The organism is Spirosoma aureum, assembly GCF_011604685.1.
GTDB classification, from domain to species: Bacteria; Bacteroidota; Bacteroidia; order Cytophagales; family Spirosomataceae; genus Spirosoma; species Spirosoma aureum.
In genome coordinates this window covers 1,094,817-1,119,125 of record NZ_CP050063.1, presented here as the reverse complement: position 1 = coordinate 1,119,125, position 24,309 = coordinate 1,094,817, and the positions used below count along the sequence as shown (strand labels likewise).

Here is a 24,309-nt window from a genome sequence, read left to right as displayed (position 1 = left end):
TTCTGTTAAGCGACCGCTACCAGCTGGGGGTTTGGCAGGGCTATGCTGGGTTGGGCTGGCACCAGTTCCAGTGACAGCATGACCATAAACGTTTCTTCACCAGCTACAATGCGTAATTCGTGTCGGTCGGGGTATAACAATTGCAGGCGTTTCTGAACATTCTGCAACCCAATACCTCCTACATAGACCTCATCCTGGGCTACTAGCTCCCGGCTATTAATGACTTTAAATTTAAGAATCGTATCCTGAATCGATACGTCCACATGCATCCAGGCCTGTTCGAGTTGCTCGCTGGTACCGTGTTTGAACGCATTCTCCAGAAATGGAACCAGCAACAAGGGCGCAATCAATTTATTCTCATAATCGCCTGAGATATTGAGCGACATATCCAGCCGGTCGCCATAACGCAATTGTTCTAAACCGATGTAGTTGCGCATAAACGTAATCTCTTTCCCCAAGGGCACTTCAGGCACATTGCAATCGTAGAGCATGTACCGAAGCAAATCTGACAATTTTAGCACTACCGCTGGCGACCGGTCTGATTTATTAAGTGTGAGCGCATACAGGTTATTCAATGTATTGAACAGAAAATGAGGATGAACCTGCGATTTAAGCAGTTGCAATTCTGCCTGAAGTTTCTCTTTATCAATCTGCTGATAGGCCTGTTGTTTCAGATACCAGACTTTTACCAGTTTGATAGCGGCCGCAAAACCGCCAATTGTGATGGCCCCGCGCAAACCCGCCATCATGGCAAAGAAAAATGTATTTCCTGATGTTCGCAGTTCCAGGCACACACGAATAGGATCGACAACATAGGTGGTTAATGAAGCTGAAACAAAGGCTGTGACAAGTACCAGCAGGATAATATTGATCAGCATCCACCCGTACCGACCCTTAAACAAAAACTGGGGTATTAGCCAGTAAATGAGGCCATAAGCAAAAAACATGTGAGCAGGCATAAATAATACAGCGTCCAGACCTGCACTACCGATGCCTTGAAACAGAGCCCGCGGCCAGGAAGCGCCCTGGCGAATAAAATAGCCGACCGGTAGAAATCCGTACGTAAACGCAAAAAACAGCGTCCAGACCAACCAGTACAAACCATGGCGGGCTAGCCGTATACGAGGCTGGTTTGAGAAGACAAATTCTCTGGTTAAAAGTTGCATACATCTGCCGATTGCTTACCCGAAATTAGATAAACGGAAGCAGTTCACCTACAAGCCACGACAATAGTCGACAAACGACTCTCTTCCGTCGCTGAACAACAGAATTTGGTCGCAAATAACATTGATAGACAGTTGATTGCTGTCTGATGGCCTACCAGCGTTACCGGGCGATATTCCAGGCAGCCTATAACTGAGGTTTCTACATTTGATTCAGTTATCGGCTAAAGTAGACCGCAGAGACATAGTCCGGCTAAAAGCTGAAATGTGCTCCAGGAAAGTACCACAACCAAAAACACAACAATACAATGAACACCATCTCACAAATCCGCCTGGCTTTCGTAGCCATCATGCTTGTCGCATTTTCGTTTGCCGCAAAAGCGCAGATGAAATCGGAACCTCCTGTAGCTAAAGAAGGATTCTGGGTAGTTGAAACGCCCGCCAAAAGCCATGAATGCACGGTACGGTTCTATACCAATGATCACAAATTAATTTATGAAGAAACCGTAAATCGCAGTCTGAACATTAAACGCCTTCAAACCAAACGCCTGTTAAACATCGCACTGGAGCAGGCAATGTTTGTCTGGAACGCCACCCACCAGATTCCAACCGACCGGCAATGGGTAGCAGTCCGTTTCGAAAAAAAGTAATCTAACCCGGTCCGGCAACGAACGAGCTATTTGTTCGTTGCCAGACTGATTAATACAGGATTGAGAGGTAAATTTTTGTCGTCGCGCGCTTTGATCAGCACACGTGTAAAGCTTACCTTCATGCAATCCAACAGACGCAAATTCATCAAAAACCTGTCGGCGGCTTCGGCGCTGGTCGCAACAGAGAGCGTAGCCCGACCATTCGGGATGCCGTCCTACATTCCGAATTTGATGAAAATCAGCCCGAACGACAAAATTCGGCTGGCCACAATCGGCATGGGAATTCAGGGCAACTTCGATACCAGAGCGGCTCTGCGCAACCCCGATGTCGAATTGGTTGGTGTGTCTGATCTGTATGATGGTCGGCTTGAGCACGCTAAAACTGCATTCGGTAAAGACAAAGAGCTTTTCGCCACCCGCGATTACCGCGAAATCCTGGCCCGCCCCGACATCGATGCTGTTATTGTCGTTGTGCCCGACCACTGGCACGATCACATAACCATTGCTGCCCTCAAGGCAGGCAAGAACGTCTATTGCGAGAAACCGATGGTACAGCACCTGAGCGAGGGAAAAGCGGTAATCGATGCTTGGAAGAAATCAGGGAAGACGATGCAGGTGGGTAGTCAGCGAATCAGTAGTGCCGCCTTTCAGGAAGCCAAACGGCTCGTTGATGCTGGCGAAATTGGCCCGATTAACTACATCGAATCGAATAACGATCGTTTCAATGCCATTGGCGCCTGGCAATATTCCATTCCACCCGACGCATCGACCCAAACCCTTGACTGGGATCGCTTTCTGGGCGACGCACCGAAGCGTCCATTTGATGCCAAACGATTTTTCCGCTGGAGGAACTATAAAGACTACGGTACGGGCGTCGCAGGTGATTTGTTCATCCACTTAATTACGGGCGTTCATTTTGTAACAAACACACTCGGCCCAACGCGCATTTACTCATCAGGAAATCTTGCCTACTGGAAAGATGGGCGTGATGTACCTGATGTCATGTCGTGCATTATGGACTACCCCAAAACCGATCAACACGAAGCCTTCCAGATGGTTTTGCGGGTGAATTTTGCCAATGCAGGTAAAATCAACGACGTAACACGGATTATTGGTAGTGAAGGACAGATCGAGTTTTCGGAAAACAACCTTATCATGACCAAGAAGAAACTGCCAGTTGCTCCGGGTTACGGTGGCTACGATAGTTTCTTTACGTTTACCGAGCCTGTACAACAGGAGTTTGTGAAGCAATACGACGCACAGTATCCGCCCGAAACACGCGCTGCAGAACCCGTAAAGGAAGTGAAGTTTGAAGCACCGAAAGATGACGATGCCCATGCTAAACACTTCGCCAATTTCTTCGAAAATGTGCGTCTTGGAAGCCAGGGAACCGTTGAAGATCCGGTGTTCGGTTTCCGGGCAGCGGCTCCGGTACTGGCCTGTAATGAAAGCTATTTTGAGCAGAAGGTCGTTTACTGGGACCCTGTCACGATGACCCAGAAAAATCCAGCGGCTAAAACAGCACCTAAGAAAACGCTTGCCTCAGCCAAAGCAACAGCAAAAAAATCGTAACCCACTCTTTTTTCAGGAAGCACCCCGCCCAAGATTCATATTTTCTGGTGGGGTGCTTTTGCATTTTAAACCTCTGAAAATCAAACCTTAATTTTTCATCCTTTCGTTCCTCTAGCTATACTAACATTGACTGGCAGCATATTGAACAGGAGTTAGATCAGACATGGTTTGCCCTGCATAATGCCGTTCAGCCTATTCATTAATCAGAGACTCTCTAAAAACCGGATGTGTTGGCGTTCACAAATCGTGCTTGTGCGAAACCCCACGTCTTACGAAGACTAAAATAGATTCCGGTACTGTTTGGCAGCAATTTGCCCCGATCGACAGCAATCATTACACGGGCAATCCAGTCCGGCTTTCCCTTAAATGGGGCACTCACCGAAAGCAACGCTGATAATTGCCGGGTATTTTTCGGAAAGGCAATGGCATAGGTGCCCAGATTATCGCTTAGTGAACACAACAACCGAAATGCGTAGTGCGTAGCTACCGTACCCGCTAAACCTACGTGCAAAACACGCACTCGATTATTATTGGTAAAAAGTCGGTAAGCGCCATTGGTATAATTTGCTTTGACAGCCGCCGGTAGTTCTACCCGGCTTTCGCCATAATAGCCGATAAACGGGGTTCCAATACCCCGACCGCCGTATGACCAGCCATCAATATATTGTGTGTGGTTAAAATAATTATCGGCTCCTCGTTCGGCAGGGAGATTACCAAATGTTGGCCCGCCCTGACTAAGCGTGTATAAAAACTCTGCGACAATTTCACGAATCTGAAATCTACGGGTTTGGGCGCCAGATCGTTGGATTCGGATTCCGTTCAGACCATCGGCAATATTAATCAGGTAAAACAAAGAGCCATCTTCGTAATAACTCTGCCGATACACCCATACAGAAAAGTGTTTTCCTGTCCATTCAGCTCCTAAATCAATCGTTCCCAGATGGTTTCCAATGCGATTTTCGCGGTCACCTTTGCTGATGCGTGAGGTATCTGTGTCCTCTTTGGCCCCTAAGCTTGTACCTGATATAATGTCAAAATAATCAGCCAGCGAGGTTGGGAAGCGGCCGTTTTTAATGACCACATCACTCGTAAACACATCGCTACGCCCTCCCCATTGTACCTGGTGGTTAAAGCCTGCGTAGAGTTTTAGCGACCAGTTTGGTTTGCCCAATCGCCCATAAAATGCTTTCTGATGGAGAAAGGAGCCTTTCACGGGCCCACGATTATCGAACCAGCCATGTGAGTAAAATCCTTTGAAAGCGATCAATCCTTTCGTAAAACCGATCGGCACGTATTCAGGTAAACTAATCTGTATTTCCGGGATGGGTAGCGCATTACCCGACCAGGCCATTGGACCCACGCCAAGCAGTGTATCGGCCAATCCGACAACCTTGCGCCGACGGCCAGCCATGAATTCCAGCACCCCTACCCTTCCCTTAACGTATAATTCTGGTAGGATAAAGCGACGACTTTGCCCAATGTTAACTACAGCTTCGACGCCTAAACCCCAATCCAGTTTTCGTACAGGCTGACTGTAATGTCTGGAGAAACCCGCCCGCAATTGATCAAAACTTATTTGATCAGGAACAATTCCATATTGTTTAGCCCGTAACCAGAAAGGCGTTTGTGATGGTGTGCCCACTGATAAGCCCGTTTCAACAAATCCAGCAATAGGTTTACGAACCGAATCAGATTGCCCGAAAGCGGCTGTAGACCAGATAAACAACAATAAGAAATACGAACGCATGAAGTAGACGGTGAGGCACCGATAAGCAATCAACCCACCTTCATCAGGGCTTTAGTTTATTGGCCTTACAAATATAAATACAATAGATATTTTAGTGACTATTTTAGTATCATTTATAACCTATATGGCACAAATTTATTTCATGAAATAATTTACCTGCGGCAAGCCAATTTTAACTTTAGTGAGTTGTAAGAACAGACGCAACATTCTCTATGCAACTGACGATCTCACCCGAAAACCCACTTGAATGGCTTGCCCTCCGTGCTAACCTCGCCCCTATTCCTCTCCTTCATGTTCAGATCATGCCTGTTTTGGCCAAGGCTGTACTCGAAGCAGCCGATAAGGGGGTATTTGAGGCCGTTAAAGATGAAGACCAAACACTTGATGAGCTAGCTACCAAACTCCGGCTGAATCAAAAAGCACTGGGTGAATTAATGGGACTTTTAACGGCAATGGGCTATTTTACCTACCAGAATAATCGCTTTGCGCTGACTCGAATGGCCCGGAGGTTTACGCTCAAAGACGATCCATCATCGGTATATGGCATGATGATTTTTAACAACCGCGTCGTTTGGGAATGGATGGATCATCTGGGTGAGTACTTACAAACCGGTATTGGCATTCAATACCACAATGCCCTGTCCAATGAGCAATGGCGCTATTATCAGGAGGCCATGCTAGCTGCCACCAATACTGAAGCACGTGAATTTGGCCGACGGGCACCCGTCCCGAAAGTAGCCACCAGCATGCTTGACATTGGCGGTTCCCATGGTCAGCATTCGGCTGCGCTCTGCCGGAGACTCCCCGCACTATCATCTATCATTCTGGATTTGCCGCAGGCTATTGAGCAAGCGTCTCCCTTATTGGCCCGGCAAGGTCTGGGCGACCGGGTAACCTACCGGCCGGGCAATGCCCTGATCGATGATTTTGGGGAGAATGCGTTCGACATTATTCTGTTGTCAAGTCTGGCCCACCATTTTACGCCGGAACAAAATCAACTCGTTACGGATAAAGTTGCCCGAGCGCTACGGTCAGGCGGAGTGTTCATTGTCAATGAGTTTATCCGACCCAAGTTAGGATCAAAACCTGATTTGATTGGTAGTAGTACCGATTTATTTTATGGTCTGAGCAGCACGGCGGGGAATTATTCCGTCGCCGAAATCCAGCAGTGGCAGCAAACCGCCGGCCTGAAACCTCACAAACTAGTGAAGTACTACACCATGCCGGGCCGGGTAATGGTCGTGGCCAAAAAGAAATAGTTGACAATAGTGCGATCATACATCAACGTTATAGTCGCACTTGTTGCCAGCACCTCAGGTTCGTTGCGTACCTTTGGGATTAGATTTAATGCAACTCCATGAAATACAAAAAGCACGTTTTCATCTGTAATAACCAGAAAGCAGCCCCGAAAAAATCCTGCGGGGAAGCCCACGGCAACGAATTAGTCGACGCATTTAAAGCGGCTCTGGCCGAGCGTGGTCTGTTGAAAGAAATGCGGGCACAACGCACTGGCTGCCTCGATGCCTGCGCGTTCGGACCAACACTGGTTGTTTACCCGGAAGGGACTTATTATGGTAATGTTCAACTGTCAGACGTTAATGAAATCGTAGAAAGTCACTTAATCAACGACCAGCCAGTAGAACGCCTGAAGCTGGATTTTTAACGGTTTCGGTTTACGGTAGTTGGATTAATACTGTAAACCGAAATGCCATATCCAATGTACAAGCACCTTTTCTTCGACCTTGATCATACGTTATGGGATTTCGACCGCAATTCGGCAGAGTCCCTGACCGAGTTGTTCGAAACGTTTCGGCTGAGCGATTTAGGCATTCCATCGGCGGAAGAATTCAGTCGTCACTTTATTGCCATAAACCGGCAATTGTGGGCTGATTATGACAAGAATCGTATTGAACACAGCTACATCCGAAAGCATCGTTTTCCGCTGGTGTTTCAGTCGCTTGGCGTCGATGAGGCAACCGTCCATACCGATCTAAATGCCGAATACCTGCGATTGCTTCCCCGAAAGCCCCATCTGCTGGATTCGGCCAGGGAAATTCTGGATTACCTGAAGGGCCGTTATACAATGCACATCATCACCAATGGCTTTGCCGAAATTCAGGCCATCAAGATGGATAGTGCCGAAATCGCGCATTATTTCACTCATGTGATTACGAGTGAAAACGCGAACGCCAAGAAGCCCGATCCGCTCGTGTTTCAATACGCACTGGAAATTAGCGGAGCCACAACCAGCGAAAGTCTGATGATTGGCGATAACTACGAGGCCGATATTATGGGCGCCAAGGGGGTTGGTCTGGATACTGTGTTCTATAATCCGCAAGCAATCGCCGTCGATGATCAGCCAACGTACGACATTCGCCACTGGAAAGAACTCATGGCCATTCTATAAACCGGCTCGGGTATGGAAAATCATTTCCCAATAGCCCGGTAGCGATTAATTCGGGCAGGAATAGAATCAACGACTATTGTATGCACCTAAACTCATCAACCGCACTGGTCACCGGAGGAGCTTCCGGCCTGGGCGAAGCCACTACCCGCCTGTTAGCATCGAACGGCGCGAATGTTGTTATTGTAGACCTAAACGAAGAACGAGGTCATGCCCTTGCCGAAGAATTAGGGGCAACCGTTCGATTCATCAAAACCAACGTCACCGATGAAGCTGATGTTCAGGCAGCAGTCAACCTTGCCATTGAAACATTCGGCGGTTTACATATTACCGTAAACTGTGCGGGTATTGCCGAAGCCCGCAAAACAGTGGGCAAAGTCGATGGTGTTTACGGCGCACATTCACTGGCGGCTTTTCAGAAAGTTATTTCCATCAACCTAATCGGCACGTTCAACGTGATTCGGCTGGTCGCTCTGGCTATGGAACATAACGAACCCAATCCTGAGAAACCGTTTGAAGGTGAGCGTGGGGTGATCATCAACACGGCATCCGTCGCGGCCTACGACGGACAAATAGGGCAGGCTGCTTACTCGGCATCTAAAGGAGGTATTGTAAGCATGACGTTGCCCATTGCCCGCGACCTGGCCCGCTCAGGCATTCGGGTAATGACCATTGCACCAGGCTTGTTTGAAACGCCCTTATTGATGGGATTGCCGGAAGAAGCACGTCTGTCTCTTGGCCAGCAAGTACCGTTTCCTTCGCGACTTGGCCGACCGGACGAATACGCTATGCTGGTTAAAAGTATTATTGAGAATCCAATTCTGAACGGAGAAGTGATTCGACTGGATGGAGCCATTCGGATGGCTCCCAAGTGATTTAATCTGGTTTCATTATACAGAAGCCTTTCGTCGTGCGATGCCACTGCTGAGTGAAAGGCTTTCTACAATAGAAAAAGAGTCGCCTGCTTAGCGACTCTTTTTCTATTGTAGTACTATCCCTTTTCGAATGCGTCAGTCAATTAAAATGTAAAGTTTAAACGGGCGAACAGGAATCGGCCATTCATACCAAATTGTGAAGTATTTCTCGAATACACGAATTGATTGGCATTGGAAAGATCAACCGAAGTGGCGGCCGCACTATAAACAATGCTACCATTGGCATCTACGCCAGTTGGTCTTTTAGCTGATACAGGACCATAGTTTTTGTCTGGATAAATATCAAAAATGTTATTTGCTCCCACAACCACTTTTAAGGCATTATTGACTTGATAACCAATTGACAGATCAGTAATTACCCTTCCTCCCCAAACCGGGTGTTCATTTTCAACCGCCTGACCATTCACAATAATGGCACCGATAATGCCATCTCCATTCACATCAACCGTGTTGGGGTCTGTAACTTTACCGAAATACACGTTTCTCAGGAAGAAATCAAATTTATTCAGAGTTAGCGTATTGCTCAGGTTAAATTTAGCTCTTGGCACCGCTTCCTGTAGATAAACTCTTGACATTTCTGAGTAATACCGGTTAATCTGACCATTGTCGGCCAGAATTTTAGATGCCTTGATGTCGCCAACCTGTTTTGTTTGTGACACCGTACCGGCTAAATCACTTCTCAGAGAAATACCACCGCCAAACGTAGCCCGATGTGAAATCACTAAATCAATACCTTTTGATTCGGTGTCAATCGCATTTGAGAAGAACGTAGCTGCAGTAGCATTGGCCTGATCAAATAGATTTTGTAATTGTCTTTGAGGGGTCCCTTCCGGAAAGAAGAATGTAGGAGAAGGAGCTGCACTATTCGAAGGTCTTGCAAATTGATCGGTCAGGATTACCCGATCATTAATTCGTATAAAATAACCATCCGCCGTAATTGTTAAATTGGCGCCAGGTATTTTCGCGGTGAAGCCTGCGCTAATACTTCTTGACTCTTCCTGTTTTAATTTCGGAATTCCCAGCAATTCGGCGGGCCTGGACGCATTACTGAATGTACCCACCTCGAATGGAACGCCCCCTACAAATTGAGTAGACGTTGAGTTAAAGTAAATCTGAGCCAGCGAAGGGGCGCGGAACCCGGTTGAAGCAGCTCCACGAATGTTGATGTTGTTGGTCAGTTTATAGCGTGTAGCTAATTTGAAATTGGTTGTGCTGCCAAAATCCGAATAATTCTCGAACCGAACTGCCCCTTCTACCAGCCATCGGCTGGTTACGTCTAACTCAGCGTCGGCATACAGAGCCATGCTTTGCCGGTTAGCATCTTTTGTGGCACTCTCGTTTTCCGGCCTGAACCCAGGAAACACTTGTGAACCACCGGGACGAGCACTGCCAAAGAAATCAGAAGGCGCTACCTGAGTCGACGTCGTAATTACCTGCCCGTTCACGTCGTATCTGGCCCACGAGTTTTCATCACCCGCCTTTATCCGGTAGCTTTCAAAACGACCTTCTGCCCCAAAAGCCAGGTTTAAGCCAGAAAGTACACCGAACTTGCGACTCAGGTCGAAGTTAATCGTGTTTTGCTTGAAGTTTAATCCGCCTGCCTTGAATACAGTTGGCGACTTATCTAATAATGTAGCATTTACCGTATTTTCTACACCATAGTTAAAAGTGTTTGATCCAAACGTATTGCTCAGGTCATAATTAAATGAGCCCAATTTTCCCCGAAAACCGGCGGCAAATGAAGCATCAATAATTTCAGAATGAATTTCTGGCAGGAACCCATTGATGAAAATACCTGTGTAGGCACGTGCCTGGTTAGGATTCCGGTAGAAACCAGCGGCATCTCCGGTCCGTCTACCATAGCCACCAAACGCATAGAACTCATGATTCTCATTGATGGGAATAGCAGAATTGGCGAAAAACTGGATGCTCTTTAAATTGGACTGACCGACACGCATGTTGAAATCACTTCGTTGCAGTCCACGGGCCGCCAATTCATTGTCGGTTACGTCGGGCGCAAGAATTGTACGTAAATCGGCAATCGTACTTGCCCCTGCAATGCTGGCCTGCGTAGCTGCATCGAAATAAGTTACCCCTAAAGCGCCTTTCTTGATCGCGTCGATAGAAGTAGGCAATGTATTCACATTTCCACCTGCCTGTAGTGTTCTATATTCAATGGCATTGTAGCGGTTGAAAAGCGTACTGGTTGTTGGCATGGCGCGACTCGTTGAATTTCTCATTTGTGCCGACCCCGTAACGTTAATGAACCCAGCTTTACCAATGCGAACGCCATAGTTTGCGTCTATTTGCAGATTTCTGCCATCCATTCCGCCTTTAAAGTTGTTTGACCCTTGCGAAAAGTTACCACCTCCATATACGGATAAGGCTAACTTCCCGGTCGATTCTTTCATTTTTACGTTGATGATTCCGGCAATGGCATCAGATCCATACTGTGCGGCAGCTCCATCCCGTAAAACTTCGATTCGATCAATAGCAAAGGCAGGAATTGCATTTAAGTCCGTACCTACCGAACCACGGCCAGGTGTACCGTTCACGTTTACCAACGACGATGTATGTCTTCTTTTGCCATTCAGTAACACTAACACCTGATCAGGGCCTAAACCTCTTAATTGTGCAGGATCGATGTGGTCTGTCCCGTCGGCCACTGTTGCCGTGTTGGACGTAAACGAAGGAGCAACCATATTCAGAATTTGATTCAGGTTGTTCTGCGGAGCCTGTGTCGTTAACTGTTGCATGCTGATGATATCAACAGGAACAGGGCTTTCAGTTTTCACACGGCCTGCACTTCTTGTTCCTGTTACAACCACTTCGGATAAAGATGCTGTTGTTTCTGTAAGAGCAACATCTACCGTTTCATTACCGCTAACGTTTACAGTAACGGATTGGGTTTGATAACCGACAAAACTAACACGGAGGCTATAGCTCCCCGGATTCAATTTGAGCGTATAGTCGCCACTGGCATCAGCAGTAGTTCCAACGTTTGAATTCACAACGACAATCGTTGCTCCTGGGATGGACGCTTTGGTCATTGCATCCGTTATGCGGCCCCGAACGCCCTGAGCCAGGGCTGTTGAAAATGTCACCAGTAACAAGATGACACTTAACATACAATGATTCATAGAATAGTTGTAGCGCATAGTTTATATTTTTAAGATAAAACGTAATGTAGAATAATATTTCATTAACGCCTACTTAATCACGATCTATTACAATTAAAATTAGCATACGCCAAATACCTGCTTTTTACAAACCAGAAACTGTCTATTGCTTTGTTGAATCGATTCATCAGAAAACAGGCTTGTCAGACAACATAAAAAATGGCCTGCGCTCATGCGCAGGCCATGGAATAGACCAACTATTAGGTCAGAAATTTACTTCGCAGAAACTACTTCCAGATCAAAACGCAGTGGTGCATAAGGCGTTATGACATATCGATTATTGCTAACAACACCCGTTGTTCCATACCCAATCGATGAAGGAAATAATATCGTTGCTTTTTCGCCAACCCGAAGCTTTGATAAACCTTCCTCAAAGCCTTTAACGTACTTATTCTGCCCTAAAACAGCGTCAAATGTACCTGTTCCGGTACTATCGAAAGCAGAAGCCGCACGAAGCTGTTTGCCTAAATACCGTATGGTAATTGTCTGACCAGCGGCCAGTGTTGCACCAGTTGGATTGGTTACTGTTTTAACGATTCTCAGCCCCGTCCCTGAAGAATCAGTCACGGTTAATTTCTTTTCGGCAATATGCTGCCTGATCTGCTGATCTTCTGTACGGGATTTGTTCATTTGCACGTCAAATCGAACAACCGAATAAGCCGGCAGATTAGCACCATTGGCGCTATTGCCATAAGCCAGATACGATGGAATCAGAAAGGTAGCTTTTTCGCCTTCGTGCATTAGCGTCAAGCCTTCCTCCAGACCAGCCAGAATCGATTGAATTCCGAGCGGATAGTAGACAGGCCTATCTTTTAGCGTACTGTCAACAAAGGCACCGCTCAGGTTATAGGACTTGTATGTGAATTCTACTTCTTCGCCAGGAACAGCCAGCTTACCAGCCGTATTAGGTTGTGTTATGGCATAATACAGCCCTGTGTTTGTTGTCTTACCGTTCAAGCCTTTAGCGGTAGCATAGGCCTGAATGTCGGCATCGTTCTGATCATAGTAAGCACTCGATGGGTCAACATTTTGCGTTGAACAACCGGCTAGTCCACTGATCAATAAGGCACTGAAAATAGTTAAATGAAGCTTACGCATGGAATTAGATTAACAAAAGAGATACTAGGTAATACGCATAATGACCCTCTATCGTGGCGTAACGTTGGGAAGACGCGTATTTTTTTTCAGTTTAACACGAAACTTGTTCCTGCTTTTAACGCCTTGAAGCGATCCGCCGGTATGTTTTTCGCTACTAAAGCCTTTACCAAATCGTCTACCGGTTCGGTTGCTCCGTCATCGGCCAGTGGGAACGTTCCGAAGTGAATCGCCACACTTTGTTCTGATCGAACATCGGTATGTATCTGCACAGCTTCGACCGGCGAACAGTGAATTGGCGACATAAACCACGGTGGTTTATAAGCGCCAATCGGTATCAATGCCAGCCGTAACGGGCCAAACTGTCGGCCAATATCCTTCAAAAAAGGACCATACCCCGTATCACCCACAAAATACAATTTTCCGGCGACTTTGCTGTCAATTATATAGCCAGCCCATAGGGTAGCATTCCGATCAAACAGTCCCCGCCCTGAAAAATGCTGTGCCGGAACACAGTGAATTTTTGTGCTGTCGTTCACAGCAAGCGACTGGTGCCAATCCATTTCCTGAACGTTACGACAACCCTCTTTTTCCAGAAATGCCTTTACGCCGAGCGAGCAAAATACCCTTGGCTGGTCTCGGTTACAGAGTTTCCGGACGGTTCCAATATCCAGGTGGTCCCAATGATTGTGGCTTAACAGCAGCACATCGATTTTAGGAAGATCATCAAACCGAATACCGGGCGGGTTGTTGCGCTTTGGTCCGGCAAACTGAAACGGGCTGGTCCGTTCGTAATAAATGGGGTCAGTCAGTACGTTGAGTCCATCGAACTGAAGCAACACCGTTGAATGGTTGATAAATGTTACCCGTACCGTTCGACCATTTACGCGTGCCGGTGGTGGCGGACCAGGCTGGTCATCATGATAAGCGGGCCAGGGTCCCTGCTGGCGGTTTATCATCCAGCCAATGACTTCCCGAAATCCTTTGGCTTGCACATCATTAAGATTATGAAATTCCTTTCCGTCGAAATGATCGCTCACTGGCCCCCTATACCGGGGACCCGAAACCATATAGCCTACTACTACGGCCATTATGATAACTACCAGAATCAATAACCCCAGTATAAGTAGTAGTTTAGACCACATAGTGAGAAGCAGGTAAATCGGTGAATCAACCGATTTGATCAGGGTTGCAACACCTGGTCAATAATATGAATGACTCCGTTGTTGGCAACCAGATCGGCGGTTTTGATTGTGGCCGCCGTTGAATTTTTATTCCCCTTAACCGTCACAACACCATTAGTGGCCGTTAAATTAAGCTTGCTATTGCTCAACAAGGTGTTAACCGAACCCGTCTGGATCTGGTAGGTCAACGAGGCTCCAGGTAAAACATGGTAGGACACTAATGACGAAAGCGCCAATGGCGCAGCCGTCTCGACTGAAGATAGCGTTTTATAACCAGCGGCAATAAAGGCATCATCATTCGGCGCAAAAATCGTCAGTGGATTTCCAGACGACGTATTACTGAGCGAAGTCACGAGCGTTGAATTGGTAGCACCAATCCGTTTTATGGCAGCTGCCAGAAAGGTTAGTTTAGAATTTCCCTGAATTGTTGTCAGAACCGAACCCGTAGAAGGAGTCAACACCCGATCAATAATGTGAATAATTCCATTAGCGGCTTTGATATCGGGCTGTGTAATTTTCGCATTATTGACGTAAATCGTTCCTCCACCCGTGTTGTTTATGTAGGCCACACCCTGGCTAGCCGTCTGAACGGCATTCTGACCAGTTGGAATCTTGGCGATCGTAACGGGTGCGTATAGCACATGATACAGCAGAATATTCTTTACCTGATCTTTAGTCATGGCCATGATCATGGCTTCGGATGTTATTCCGGACGCCTGAAAGGCAGCATCATTTGGCGCGAAAAATGTCAGGTTAGCCGCTTTAAGCGCATCACCGGCGCCAGAATACATCATGGCTGAGCGCAGTAATGTATACTGCTTATCTTCCAGGATCTGATCCGTTATGGTTTTCGGATCAGCAACCGTATCATCTTTTTTAGTACAACTCAGCGATGCCGTTAGCAACAGCCCGAAAATAGCCAATCGGCTCAGGAGCAACGAAAAAGGGGTATTCATACAGAATGAACGATGAAATAATAGGTCTACGTGCGTTAAACGTAACGGATCGGGTTATGTTTCCTTTCAGCAAAGATAAGAGAGTTGAGGAATAGTGGACCGACCATAGACAAACGCGGGTAGTCAATAGCAAGTGGCCGAATCAATACCGTCTGCCGATGACCGCTACTGGCTATCGCAGAACTGTCAATTAACCTACTGACTTACTGACTAAATTTTCGTACCTTCGCGGTCTTGTTAAATAAAGTTAAAACTCCCCAATTGGGATGAAGGAACTCATTGACCCGAGCAATCTGCCTCAACATATAGCCGTTATCATGGACGGAAACGGACGTTGGGCAAAACGGCAGGGAGCTGCCCGGGTGTTTGGCCATCGGAATGCCATTAAGGCTGTGCGCGAAGTAACGGAGGGCTGTGCCGAGCTGGGCGTTAAGTTTTTAACGCTGTATGCCTTTTCAACAGAGAACTGGAATCGACCAAAATTTGAAGTCGATGCGCTCATGACACTGTTGGTTCACACCATTAGGGGTGAAATAAAAACCCTCATGGATAACAACGTGCGACTGACGACCATCGGCAACACGGAGAGCTTACCGTCTGACTGCCAGCGCGAACTGGCAGAAGCGATGCGCGAAACATCGGGGAATACTGGTCTAACGCTGGTATTGGCATTAAGTTATAGTGGACGCTGGGAAATTCTGGAAGCAGTTCGGCAGATTGCTACAGATGTAAGCAATGGCAGGCTGGCAATGAGTGAAATAAATGAGTCGCTATTCGGAAGCTATCTCACAACGGACGGCATCCCCGATCCTGAGCTGATGATCCGAACGAGTGGCGAAATGCGTATCAGTAACTTCATGCTTTGGCAGCTGGCCTATTCGGAACTTTACATGCCCGATGTGCTCTGGCCCGATTTCCGGAGAAACCATTTGTATGAAGCCATTTTGAGTTATCAACAACGAGAACGCCGGTTTGGCAAAACCAGCGAACAACTAGTAAAATAAAGTTTTCAGTTTACAGTGCTGCCGTCTTCAGTTGCTCTGCAGAGCACCATTAACTGGAAACATTGCCCCTGAAAAACTGAAAACTGAAAACTGAAAATCCACTTGGAACACCGTATAAAACTCATACTGGGAGCCATTTTATTGCTCATTAGTTTATATCCGTCCACACTTAAGGCACAGGTACGGGTAGGCGTCGGGCGAGGTACAGAAACGCCACTCAGCAACGATGAACTGCTGAACTACGCCAGTCCCAAAGATTATGAAATTGCCGGATTAACCGTAACAGGTACTCGCTACCTCGACCCCAATTCGCTTGTATCACTGGCTGGTCTAAAAGTCGGCGATAAAATTCGTATCCCTGGCGAAGCAGTTGGCTCATCGGTCCGCAAACTGATGGAATCAGGTCTGCTCGATAATGTTGAGTTGTTCGCGAATCACGCTGGCGAAGGCAAAGTTTCCCTCATGTTCCGGGTTCAGGAACGCCCCAGGCTTTATAGAGTCAGTTTCCTTGGCGTCAAAAAAGGCGAGCAAGATCAGCTTAAAGACAAGGTAAAACTGAATCTGGGTAAGATTGTCTCCAATACAATCACCAAAAACACCCAGATGGCCGTCCGTAAATTCTTCGTAGACAAAGGCTATCTCAATACGAAAGTTAAAATTACGACCGTACCCGATAGTGCCCGTAACAACGCAACGATGCGGGTGCTGGTCGACAAGGGGCAGAAGGTAAAAATTGCAAAAATCACATTCGAAGGCCAAACTGAACTCGATGAATCAGCCGTTCGGATGAAAATGAAGAGTACAAAGGAGAAACGGTTCGGCCGTTTGTTCACACCGTCGAAATTCGTTCCTAAAAAATACGAGGAAGACAAGCAGAAACTGATCGAATACTATAATAAGCTCGGCTATCGGGATGCTGTTATCGAAAAAGATACCATCATTCATAACAGCGACAAAACGATCAATATCAACATGGCTCTGAACGAAGGGCATAGATACTACTACCGTAATATCGACTTTTCGGGCAATTACCTGTATCCGGCTACCCGGTTACGTGATGTGCTCGGCGTTCAGAAGGGCGATGTCTATAACCCGGAAGACCTGGAGAAAAAGCTGAATGGTAATCCCGGACAGGACTTGAGTTCGCTGTATATGGACGATGGTTATCTGTACTACAATGCCCAGCCTATCGAAAAAAGCATCGATGGTGATTCGATAGACCTCGAAATTCGAATTTTTGAAGGAAAGCAGGCCACGATCAATCGTGTTATTCTGAACGGCAACTCCAAAACCAGCGATCACGTTGTCATGCGCTCCATCCGGACGCTGCCCGGTCAGAAATTCTCTAAAACGAACCTGATTCGTACGCAACGGGAACTGGCTACTCTGGGCTACTTTGATCCCGAGAAAATTGGGATCAACCCTGTTCCGCAGAGTGATGGTACGGTAGATATTGAGTACACTGTTGAAGAGAAACCTTCTGACCAAATCGAATTATCGGGCGGTTGGGGTGGCTATGTGGGTTTCGTTGGCACGCTCGGTCTGACCTTTAACAACTTCTCAGCTCGTAATATTCCGAACTTTAGCGCCTGGCGTCCACTACCCGCTGGCGATGGACAGCGCGTTCAACTGCGTTTTCAGGCCAATGGTAGCCAATATCAGGTGTATTCACTCTCGTTCACCGAACCCTGGCTTGGTGGCCGGAAACCAAATGCACTTACCGTCAGTGCCAGCCACACCGTCTATAAAACGTTCTACGATCCAAGCAACCCATATAGTATTTATCAAAGTCTGCAAGGCCGGACCCCAACCGGATCGTATACCAATACCGCAATTACCCTTGGGTTAGGCCGCCAGTTGAAGGTTCCTGATGACTATTTCTCGCTGAGCAATTCGTTATCGTATCAACGGTACGACCTGAATAACCTGGATTTGTTCTATATCGGCTATAAAAACGGTATATCGAACAACTTCACATTTAACACAACCATCTCGCGAAACAGTATCGATAACCCGCAGTTCCCGCGTTCGGGTTCGTCGTTTACGTTAAGCGGCTCGTTTACGCCCCCTTACTCGGCTTTCCGGACAACCACAACGAACGAGAAGCCAGAGGACAAATACAAGTTTGTCGAATACCACAAATGGATGTTTGACGCAAGCTGGTTCCAGACGGTGTTTGGGAAGCTGGTCTTGAACACACGGGCTCATATGGGCTTTTTGGGAAGCTACAACAAGCGCACAACGATCGGGCCATTTGAGCGGTTTGTACTGGGTGGATCAGGTCTGGCAGGACAAGGTCAGTTTGCGCTGGCACAGGACATTATCGGTCTACGCGGTTACGATGACCGTAGCGTCTATACCGCCGATTATGACCGGGTTCCCGATGGCAATGCCCGCAGTCAGGGTGGGGTTGTTTATAATAAATTCGTTGCTGAATTACGGTATCCGGTTTCGCTTAACCCATCCGCTACCATTTTCGTGCTAACATTCCTTGAAGCCGGCAATAACTGGGCGAGTTATAAACAATACAATCCATTCGACCTGAAACGGTCGGTTGGTTTTGGTGCGCGGATCTTCATGCCTGCCTTTGGCCTGATCGGTATTGACTATGGATATGGTTTCGATAAGATCCCAGGCATCAAAGACAAGGCATCGGGTCAGTTCCACTTCACGATTGGTCAGCAATTCAGATAAGATTCAGACATTCTGAGCGTTAATTATAGATAACGATTTTTCTTTGCTGGTCTGGCTAACTGATTGAATAAGCACTGAATTAAACCTTATCGTGCATTCGAGATCAAATTAACCGCTTGGCTCTATAATTGACAATCAATTAGTTCGCGTAAAAATTGATCGGCTAATAATGAAAAAGGGCCTTTTTTTTATACTTTTGTGCGCCGTTTGTCTAGCCATACCCGCACAGGCACAAAAGTTTGGGTATGTAGATTCAGAATTCATTTTAGGCAAGATGCCCGAATACCAAAAGGCATTGAGCGAAATTGATAAGTTTGCAGATAAGTGGTCGAAGGATATTCAGGATAAATACGTCGAGATTGAGAAACTCCAGAAGGGGTATCAGGCTGAAGAAATCCTGCTGACCGAAGACATGAAACGCGACCGGCAACGAGTGCTTAGCGAAAAGGAACGTGAAGCGCGCGAATACAATAACAAGGTATTTGGCTATCAGGGACTGCTTTTTGAGAAAAAGAAAGAACTAATGAAAGCCCCGATGGAATTAATCAATCGGGCCATCGAAAAAGTATCCTTGCAGAAAAAGCTGGACTTTATGTTCGACAAAGCATCTGATTTTGTGATGCTGTACACAAATCCACGCCATGATTACACGGACTATGTGATGGAAGAACTGGGTCTGGATGCAGCCAATAAACCGAAACCAACTGCTGCTGCTCCCACTACCCCAACACAACCAGTAGGTAACAGTCCAGATAATAAAACAACCACAAAACCGAAGTAGTACAAACTAGTAAACTGAGATGAACAAAAACCTCGTCATGGCATTCGCAACAGCCCTTTTAGTGGGCGGTCTGAGTGCACAGGCACAAGCTCAAACAACAACGGCGGCTCCGACCACAACCGCAGCTGGCCCGCTGAAGTTAGGCTATACGAATATCGACTATATCCTGGCTCAAACGCCTGAAGCAAAAGACATCCAGAATCAATTGACCATCCAGCGCACACAGTCTGAAAACGAACTGAAGCGGATGCAAAAAGAACTGGAAGATAAATATGGTGCCTACGAAAAAGGCGCAGCTCAGATGACCGATGTCATCCGTAAAGACCGTGAAACCGAACTGCAGGGATTGCAGGCACGGATTCAGGAATTTGGCCGGACAGCTGAGCAATCTTTGCAAACAAAATACGGACAGCTGGTCAATCCGGTTGTGCAAAAAATTCAGAAGGCAATTGATGCTGTTGCGAAAGAAAACGCATACACGTACGTCTTCAATCTGGACGCAGGTGCCAACACGACGCCAATTCTGCTAGTTGCCCCCGAAGACAACAACATTACCGAGCTGGTATTGAAAAAGCTGGGTATTGACCCTGCTAAAATTGCAGCACCGGCAAACAATGCCAATAAACCGGCTAATGCTGGTACAGGATCAACGGCAACACCCGCTGCCCCTAAGAAAAACTAATTTATAAAGGCCAGATTTTGCCTGATAGTATGGTCGCTCCCTGATAAACAGGGAGCGATTTTTTATTGAACATTGCCTGATTCTCATGAAGGCTATACGTTGCTCCATTTATCCACAACATTATTTTTTCTCAGAAAAACATAATTATTACTATACATTATAGGGATTTAACTAAGAAAAGTATCAAAACTGCCATATTGAATTAGTCAGACGAAATCTTCGCCGTACTTTTACGTTTTCCAAAACAGACCACCTCTCATTGTTGCTTATGAACCGAACTGCCGGTACTATAGCGTGGGTGCTGATAATTCTTTCAGTTGTTAGTAGCTACGCGCAGGACTCAAAACCGCTTCAATTACTTCTGCCCACGCAAGCCAACTGGAACGTGGTAGCCGAAGGAAACACAATTCAATTTGACCTAAAAACAAATGCATCCTCAAGTGATACAGTAACTTATTCGTTCGGCCGCTATAAACAGGAGGGCATGCATCTTGACTCACTCGGTCATTTTAACTGGACACCTGGTTTTGACCTGGCCGACCGGATTCAAACGGCTAAACCATACCCGGTAAGCTTTGAAGTTCGAAATCGACGTGGCCAAACGGCTTCGCAAACCATCGATTTTAGCGTACTGCATGTCAATCGTCCGCCAACTGTTGGCGATTTACAGCCTTTTTATGTCAGTTATCGTACGCAGAACACCTACAAAATAGATCCAGAGGTCGTACACGATGACGATGGTGACCCGATTGCCTTCGTTCCAATTGCCGACCAGATGCCAGAAGGAAGTAAACTTTCCTCGCAGGGCGAATTAACCTGGACACTGTCATTGAATCAGTTCAATAAACTAAAGCAAAGCCCGCAGTATATTGAGTTTTGGGTTGAAGATCAGCCGGCCAAAACACGTACCAAAGGCCGACTTAAAGTACAGGTAACAGAAATGGACCTGCCTCCCATCATTGCGGTTATTCCTAAAGAGTCGCACTACAGGCTAAAAGAAAACGCAACCGTTAACCTCAAATTTTACCTTTCCGACCCGAACGGTGAAGATGACGTTTCTACGTTTGGTTTCCTGTCAGACAACCAGCAAATTCCTAAAACGGCCCTGGTGAAGAATACAGATAATCAATTTGAGTTTATCTGGCAGCCTGGCTATGACTTTGTAAAAGACCCTTACGACTCGCTGAACGTACAGATTACATTTTATGCGCTTGATCGGGCCAAAAACCGGGAAGAACGACGAATTACGTTCACAATTTTCAATACGGTCAACGAATTCGAAAAAGACAGGTATTACTATTCGCTTTATCGTCAGGCCCTCGTTCAGGCATGGGGCTTGATTGAGCAATTAGGTGATAAAGAAGAGCAGCTCAAGCATGATTACAAAAGAGCCAAAGGCGGCAAACGCAATCGGTCTGTTGCCAATGCCTCATTAGGGGCTGTTACAGGTGTCTCGCCAGCGATTACGGCAAATGACCCCAGTTCACAACGCCTGATTTCGGCTGTAGGTGGCACCGCTGTGCTAACTATGGGAACGCTTGAAGCAACCGAAGTTATTGGTAAATCGATGAAAGACCTGCTTGATCGCTATAACTACGTGCTGGGTAAAAAATCGGAGCTACAGAATAAGGGGGATGTGTTCTCCAGAGAGTTCTCTTTGAAATCATCCCGTAGAAATAACGAATTTGTTAAAAAGCTGGACGACTTCCGAAATACAATGAGCCTGAGTGGCCTGGTTGCACTGGAACTCGATGCCAACTGGCAGAGTAAGAAAGAAGCAACCGATAAAGCCATTAAACGCACCTTTAAGGACTTTACTCCGCTTGAAGAAACCCAATAGGTCAAACGAAACGAACACCCATTAAAAAGCCTGGAATTTCTCATGAAATTCCAGGCTTTTTAATGGGTGTTCGCTAAGGCCAGAATGCAGAAAGCTTAATCCCGATCCTTTTGCTCTTCCGATATAACAGATTCTGACGACTCGGGTGAAGCAGAGGCTTTTAATTCATCCTCTTTATCTGTCGCAGCCGATGGCTCATCAACATCGTTAGATTGATGTTCGTGCTGTTCATCGTCAGCCAGTTCAGACATTGGTAAAACCTCTGCCTGGGTAGCATCAGGCCCCGATATGGGCAATAATCCGTCTTCGATCGTATGGCCACCAAAAAAACGACGCTGAAATAGCAGAATCAGGCAGACACCAATAAAGATACAGGAATCAGCAATGTTGAAAATTGGCGTAGAATAGTACTGTCCGCCCCAAACAGGGACCCATTCAGGAATAAATCCCTCCCAGACATCAATAAAAACCATATCGATCACTTGCCCGTGAAACCAGGGTGTTGGCGATCCATACGGTGCATTGTTCAGAAAGACCCCATAAAATGTGCTGTCGATGACATTGCCAACTGCGCCGGCCAAAATCATTGCCATTGCCCATAGTAAACCATTCGGTGCTCCTCGGTGTGCCAGATGAACCAAATAATAACCGATACCAACCATGGCAAAAAGTCGGAATACGCTTAGCAGTAATTTGCCGTATTCATATCCCAATTGCATGCCAAACGCCATGCCTGGATTCAATACATAATGCAATTTGAGCCAGTCTCCAACCAGTTTTATTTGCCCGGCAAAGCCAGGAGCCATATAAAAATGAACGGCTAATTTCACACCCTGGTCAATGGCAATCAGAATCAGGGTGAGCAGAAAAAATTTTAGGGGACTTTTCTTAATCATAAAAGGCAGGCACAGCATTGCTGCTGTGCCGTTATAAAACAGTAAAGCACAGCAAAAGATACTGTGCCTATCCGCAAAAATCAATTACAACCTTTACGGCGTTTCAATTCATCACTAACCAGCGTAAACTCCCGGCTACTCTGCCCGGCGATGGATTTATTTTCATCGGCCCGACGGAACAGGTAAGGCATTACAGCTTCAACGGGTCCATAAGGCACATACTTGGCCACATTGTAACCCGCATTGGCAAGGTTATAGGATATATTATCACTCATTCCGAGTAATTGCGCGAAATAAATGTGCGGATCACCCGGTTCAATACCTAACCGCTTCATCTGCTGAATACAATACTCGCAACTGTATTCGTTGTGGGTTCCTAAACAGAATGACACAATATCCCGATTCTCCAGACAAAAGTCAATCGCTGCATTAAAATCCCGATCTGTATCTTCTTTCGTAGCCTGAATTGGGTCTTGATATTCCTCTTCGTGTGAACGAAGCCGTTCTTTTTCCAGATACGCGCCCCGAACTAATTTAGCTCCAAGGAAATAGCCTTTAGCATGGGCTTCGTTAACATCACGACGAAGACGATCCAGACTCTCCCAGCGATACATCTGATACGTATTATAAACGACTGGCCGCTCATGATTATAACGATCCATCATCTCATACGCCAGTGTATCGATCGTATCCTGAATCCAGCTTTCTTCGGCATCAATGAAAACACGAACATTACGTTCGTAGGCCCGTCGGCAAAGAGTATTGACGCGATTTAAAACCTGATCGAACTGCGTTTTTTGTTCTTTATTGAGCGAATCGCCGATTTGAACAGCTTCAAGGAGATCGGTCGAAGCAAGGCCCGTTATTTTGAAAACAGAAAATGGAATATCATCCGATTTGCTGGCCCGCTCAATTGTGCGCAGAATTTCGAGTGTTGTTTCATCGAAACTTTTTTCGTTCTCCTCACCTTCAACCGAATAGTCAAGGATTGTTCCGACATGAACGTCGTGCAGGTGCTTGATGGTTTTTTCAGAATCCTGAATACTTTCCCCTCCGCAGAACTGTTCAAAAATCGTATTTTTAATGAGGAATTTGATGGGGAGATGAAGGCGTAGGGCAATCTTTATAAAAAAAGTCCCTAAATTTACCAGCCATCCCTGATTCATCAACGCAAATAACCAGTAAGTCTTTCGTAGTTTGAAATTCGACTGGGAAGAAAAAGCAATCGAAGTGTCCTCGAAAGAGACAGGCTTTAGTTGGCTCGTACGCGGCCCAGCCTGAAATGAACCATTGAACCGTTCGACGGTCTCCGGCATTACATTACTTCGGTTCGACATATCAGTGCTCCGTTCTGACGGCGCTCCATCTATAGCTTAGGTTCGTATTCGTCTTACACGACCGAAATATATAACGAAATTTCGGTCAATAAGTTAAAATTACGAATACGACCTGTTTGATAAAGTAAAAACAGTTTTAGACAAATGAAGGAACTAGCTTGACTGACAGCTGGTTCCTTCTGCAAATATA

The 24,309-nt window shown here is 46.4% G+C and carries 19 protein-coding genes; 11 read left to right on the top strand and 8 right to left on the bottom strand.

Annotated features, from left to right (window positions below):
• Positions 1-5 precede the first annotated feature (5 nt).
• Positions 6-1,166, bottom strand: coding sequence for a sensor histidine kinase (locus tag G8759_RS04560; protein WP_167205638.1), 1,161 nt, complete (start codon positions 1,164-1,166; stop codon positions 6-8).
• 305 nt (positions 1,167-1,471) lie between these two features.
• Between G8759_RS04560 and G8759_RS04555 the strand changes: the two genes are divergently transcribed.
• Positions 1,472-1,813 (top strand): hypothetical protein, encoded by a 342-nt coding sequence (locus tag G8759_RS04555; RefSeq protein WP_167205636.1) that lies wholly within the window; start codon positions 1,472-1,474, stop codon positions 1,811-1,813.
• A gap of 120 nt (positions 1,814-1,933) precedes the next feature.
• Complete coding sequence (locus G8759_RS04550; RefSeq protein WP_167205634.1) at positions 1,934-3,385, top strand: Gfo/Idh/MocA family protein; 1,452 nt, start codon at positions 1,934-1,936, stop codon at positions 3,383-3,385.
• Between the two features lie 214 nt (positions 3,386-3,599).
• On the opposite strand, the gene G8759_RS04545 is transcribed toward G8759_RS04550, so the two are convergent.
• Positions 3,600-5,132, bottom strand: coding sequence for a capsule assembly Wzi family protein (locus tag G8759_RS04545; RefSeq protein WP_167205632.1), 1,533 nt, complete (start codon positions 5,130-5,132; stop codon positions 3,600-3,602).
• A gap of 212 nt (positions 5,133-5,344) precedes the next feature.
• Here G8759_RS04545 and G8759_RS04540 point away from each other — a divergent pair, with 212 nt between their 5' ends.
• From G8759_RS04540 to G8759_RS04525, 4 genes are all read left to right on the top strand, one after another.
• The gene (locus tag G8759_RS04540; RefSeq protein ID WP_167205630.1) at positions 5,345-6,391 is read left to right on the top strand and encodes a class I SAM-dependent methyltransferase; all 1,047 of its coding nucleotides are present in this window, start codon (positions 5,345-5,347) and stop codon (positions 6,389-6,391) included.
• A 98-nt stretch (positions 6,392-6,489) separates the two neighbouring features.
• Complete coding sequence (locus G8759_RS04535; RefSeq protein WP_162388727.1) at positions 6,490-6,795, top strand: (2Fe-2S) ferredoxin domain-containing protein; 306 nt, start codon at positions 6,490-6,492, stop codon at positions 6,793-6,795.
• A gap of 54 nt (positions 6,796-6,849) precedes the next feature.
• Positions 6,850-7,539 carry a YjjG family noncanonical pyrimidine nucleotidase gene (locus tag G8759_RS04530; RefSeq protein WP_167205628.1) on the top strand — a complete coding sequence of 230 codons (690 nt, stop codon included), beginning with the start codon at positions 6,850-6,852 and terminating at the stop codon, positions 7,537-7,539.
• Positions 7,540-7,619: 80 nt separating this feature from the next.
• Positions 7,620-8,411: a 3-hydroxyacyl-CoA dehydrogenase gene (locus G8759_RS04525; protein WP_167205626.1), complete on the top strand. Its 792-nt coding sequence runs from the start codon at positions 7,620-7,622 to the stop codon at positions 8,409-8,411.
• A gap of 143 nt (positions 8,412-8,554) precedes the next feature.
• On the opposite strand, the gene G8759_RS04520 is transcribed toward G8759_RS04525, so the two are convergent.
• The 4 genes from G8759_RS04520 to G8759_RS04505 all read right to left on the bottom strand — a co-directional run bounded on the left by G8759_RS04520 (position 8,555) and on the right by G8759_RS04505 (position 14,885).
• Positions 8,555-11,629 (bottom strand): TonB-dependent receptor, encoded by a 3,075-nt coding sequence (locus G8759_RS04520; RefSeq protein ID WP_167205624.1) that lies wholly within the window; start codon positions 11,627-11,629, stop codon positions 8,555-8,557.
• Between the two features lie 234 nt (positions 11,630-11,863).
• On the bottom strand, positions 11,864-12,748 hold the full coding sequence (locus G8759_RS04515) for an FKBP-type peptidyl-prolyl cis-trans isomerase (protein ID WP_167205622.1): 885 nt from the start codon (positions 12,746-12,748) through the stop codon (positions 11,864-11,866).
• 86 nt (positions 12,749-12,834) lie between these two features.
• Positions 12,835-13,890: an MBL fold metallo-hydrolase gene (locus G8759_RS04510; RefSeq protein ID WP_167205620.1), complete on the bottom strand. Its 1,056-nt coding sequence runs from the start codon at positions 13,888-13,890 to the stop codon at positions 12,835-12,837.
• Between the two features lie 38 nt (positions 13,891-13,928).
• Positions 13,929-14,885, bottom strand: coding sequence for a fasciclin domain-containing protein (locus G8759_RS04505; protein WP_167205618.1), 957 nt, complete (start codon positions 14,883-14,885; stop codon positions 13,929-13,931).
• Positions 14,886-15,151: 266 nt separating this feature from the next.
• Here G8759_RS04505 and G8759_RS04500 point away from each other — a divergent pair, with 266 nt between their 5' ends.
• The 5 genes from G8759_RS04500 (at position 15,152) to G8759_RS04480 (ending at position 21,886) form a co-directional block, all read left to right on the top strand.
• The gene (locus tag G8759_RS04500) at positions 15,152-15,889 is read left to right on the top strand and encodes an isoprenyl transferase (RefSeq protein WP_167205616.1); all 738 of its coding nucleotides are present in this window, start codon (positions 15,152-15,154) and stop codon (positions 15,887-15,889) included.
• Positions 15,890-15,991: 102 nt separating this feature from the next.
• The gene (bamA, locus tag G8759_RS04495; RefSeq protein ID WP_167205614.1) at positions 15,992-18,583 is read left to right on the top strand and encodes an outer membrane protein assembly factor BamA; all 2,592 of its coding nucleotides are present in this window, start codon (positions 15,992-15,994) and stop codon (positions 18,581-18,583) included.
• Positions 18,584-18,752: 169 nt separating this feature from the next.
• Positions 18,753-19,364: an OmpH family outer membrane protein gene (locus G8759_RS04490; RefSeq protein ID WP_167205611.1), complete on the top strand. Its 612-nt coding sequence runs from the start codon at positions 18,753-18,755 to the stop codon at positions 19,362-19,364.
• A gap of 19 nt (positions 19,365-19,383) precedes the next feature.
• The gene (locus G8759_RS04485; RefSeq protein ID WP_167205609.1) at positions 19,384-20,046 is read left to right on the top strand and encodes an OmpH family outer membrane protein; all 663 of its coding nucleotides are present in this window, start codon (positions 19,384-19,386) and stop codon (positions 20,044-20,046) included.
• A 268-nt stretch (positions 20,047-20,314) separates the two neighbouring features.
• Positions 20,315-21,886 (top strand): hypothetical protein, encoded by a 1,572-nt coding sequence (locus tag G8759_RS04480; protein ID WP_167205607.1) that lies wholly within the window; start codon positions 20,315-20,317, stop codon positions 21,884-21,886.
• A gap of 95 nt (positions 21,887-21,981) precedes the next feature.
• Here G8759_RS04480 and G8759_RS04475 read toward each other — a convergent pair whose 3' ends face one another.
• Both G8759_RS04475 and G8759_RS04470 read right to left on the bottom strand, forming a co-directional pair.
• Positions 21,982-22,782, bottom strand: a complete 801-nt coding sequence (locus G8759_RS04475) for a lipoprotein signal peptidase (RefSeq protein WP_167205605.1) — start codon at positions 22,780-22,782, stop codon at positions 21,982-21,984.
• An 80-nt stretch (positions 22,783-22,862) separates the two neighbouring features.
• Complete coding sequence (locus G8759_RS04470) at positions 22,863-24,119, bottom strand: proline dehydrogenase family protein (protein ID WP_394353297.1); 1,257 nt, start codon at positions 24,117-24,119, stop codon at positions 22,863-22,865.
• Between the last annotated feature and the right edge of the window lie 190 nt (positions 24,120-24,309).

Coding starts and splice junctions, on each gene's coding strand:
- G8759_RS04560 (WP_167205638.1), bottom strand. CDS start 1,166: ATGCAACTTTTAACCAGAGAATTTGTCTTCTCAAACCAGCCTCGTATA.
- G8759_RS04555 (WP_167205636.1), top strand. CDS start 1,472: ATGAACACCATCTCACAAATCCGCCTGGCTTTCGTAGCCATCATGCTT.
- G8759_RS04550 (WP_167205634.1), top strand. CDS start 1,934: ATGCAATCCAACAGACGCAAATTCATCAAAAACCTGTCGGCGGCTTCG.
- G8759_RS04545 (WP_167205632.1), bottom strand. CDS start 5,132: ATGCGTTCGTATTTCTTATTGTTGTTTATCTGGTCTACAGCCGCTTTC.
- G8759_RS04540 (WP_167205630.1), top strand. CDS start 5,345: ATGCAACTGACGATCTCACCCGAAAACCCACTTGAATGGCTTGCCCTC.
- G8759_RS04535 (WP_162388727.1), top strand. CDS start 6,490: ATGAAATACAAAAAGCACGTTTTCATCTGTAATAACCAGAAAGCAGCC.
- G8759_RS04530 (WP_167205628.1), top strand. CDS start 6,850: ATGTACAAGCACCTTTTCTTCGACCTTGATCATACGTTATGGGATTTC.
- G8759_RS04525 (WP_167205626.1), top strand. CDS start 7,620: ATGCACCTAAACTCATCAACCGCACTGGTCACCGGAGGAGCTTCCGGC.
- G8759_RS04520 (WP_167205624.1), bottom strand. CDS start 11,629: ATGCGCTACAACTATTCTATGAATCATTGTATGTTAAGTGTCATCTTG.
- G8759_RS04515 (WP_167205622.1), bottom strand. CDS start 12,748: ATGCGTAAGCTTCATTTAACTATTTTCAGTGCCTTATTGATCAGTGGA.
- G8759_RS04510 (WP_167205620.1), bottom strand. CDS start 13,890: ATGTGGTCTAAACTACTACTTATACTGGGGTTATTGATTCTGGTAGTT.
- G8759_RS04505 (WP_167205618.1), bottom strand. CDS start 14,885: ATGAATACCCCTTTTTCGTTGCTCCTGAGCCGATTGGCTATTTTCGGG.
- G8759_RS04500 (WP_167205616.1), top strand. CDS start 15,152: ATGAAGGAACTCATTGACCCGAGCAATCTGCCTCAACATATAGCCGTT.
- G8759_RS04490 (WP_167205611.1), top strand. CDS start 18,753: ATGAAAAAGGGCCTTTTTTTTATACTTTTGTGCGCCGTTTGTCTAGCC.
- G8759_RS04485 (WP_167205609.1), top strand. CDS start 19,384: ATGAACAAAAACCTCGTCATGGCATTCGCAACAGCCCTTTTAGTGGGC.
- G8759_RS04480 (WP_167205607.1), top strand. CDS start 20,315: ATGAACCGAACTGCCGGTACTATAGCGTGGGTGCTGATAATTCTTTCA.
- G8759_RS04475 (WP_167205605.1), bottom strand. CDS start 22,782: ATGATTAAGAAAAGTCCCCTAAAATTTTTTCTGCTCACCCTGATTCTG.
- G8759_RS04470 (WP_394353297.1), bottom strand. CDS start 24,119: ATGTCGAACCGAAGTAATGTAATGCCGGAGACCGTCGAACGGTTCAAT.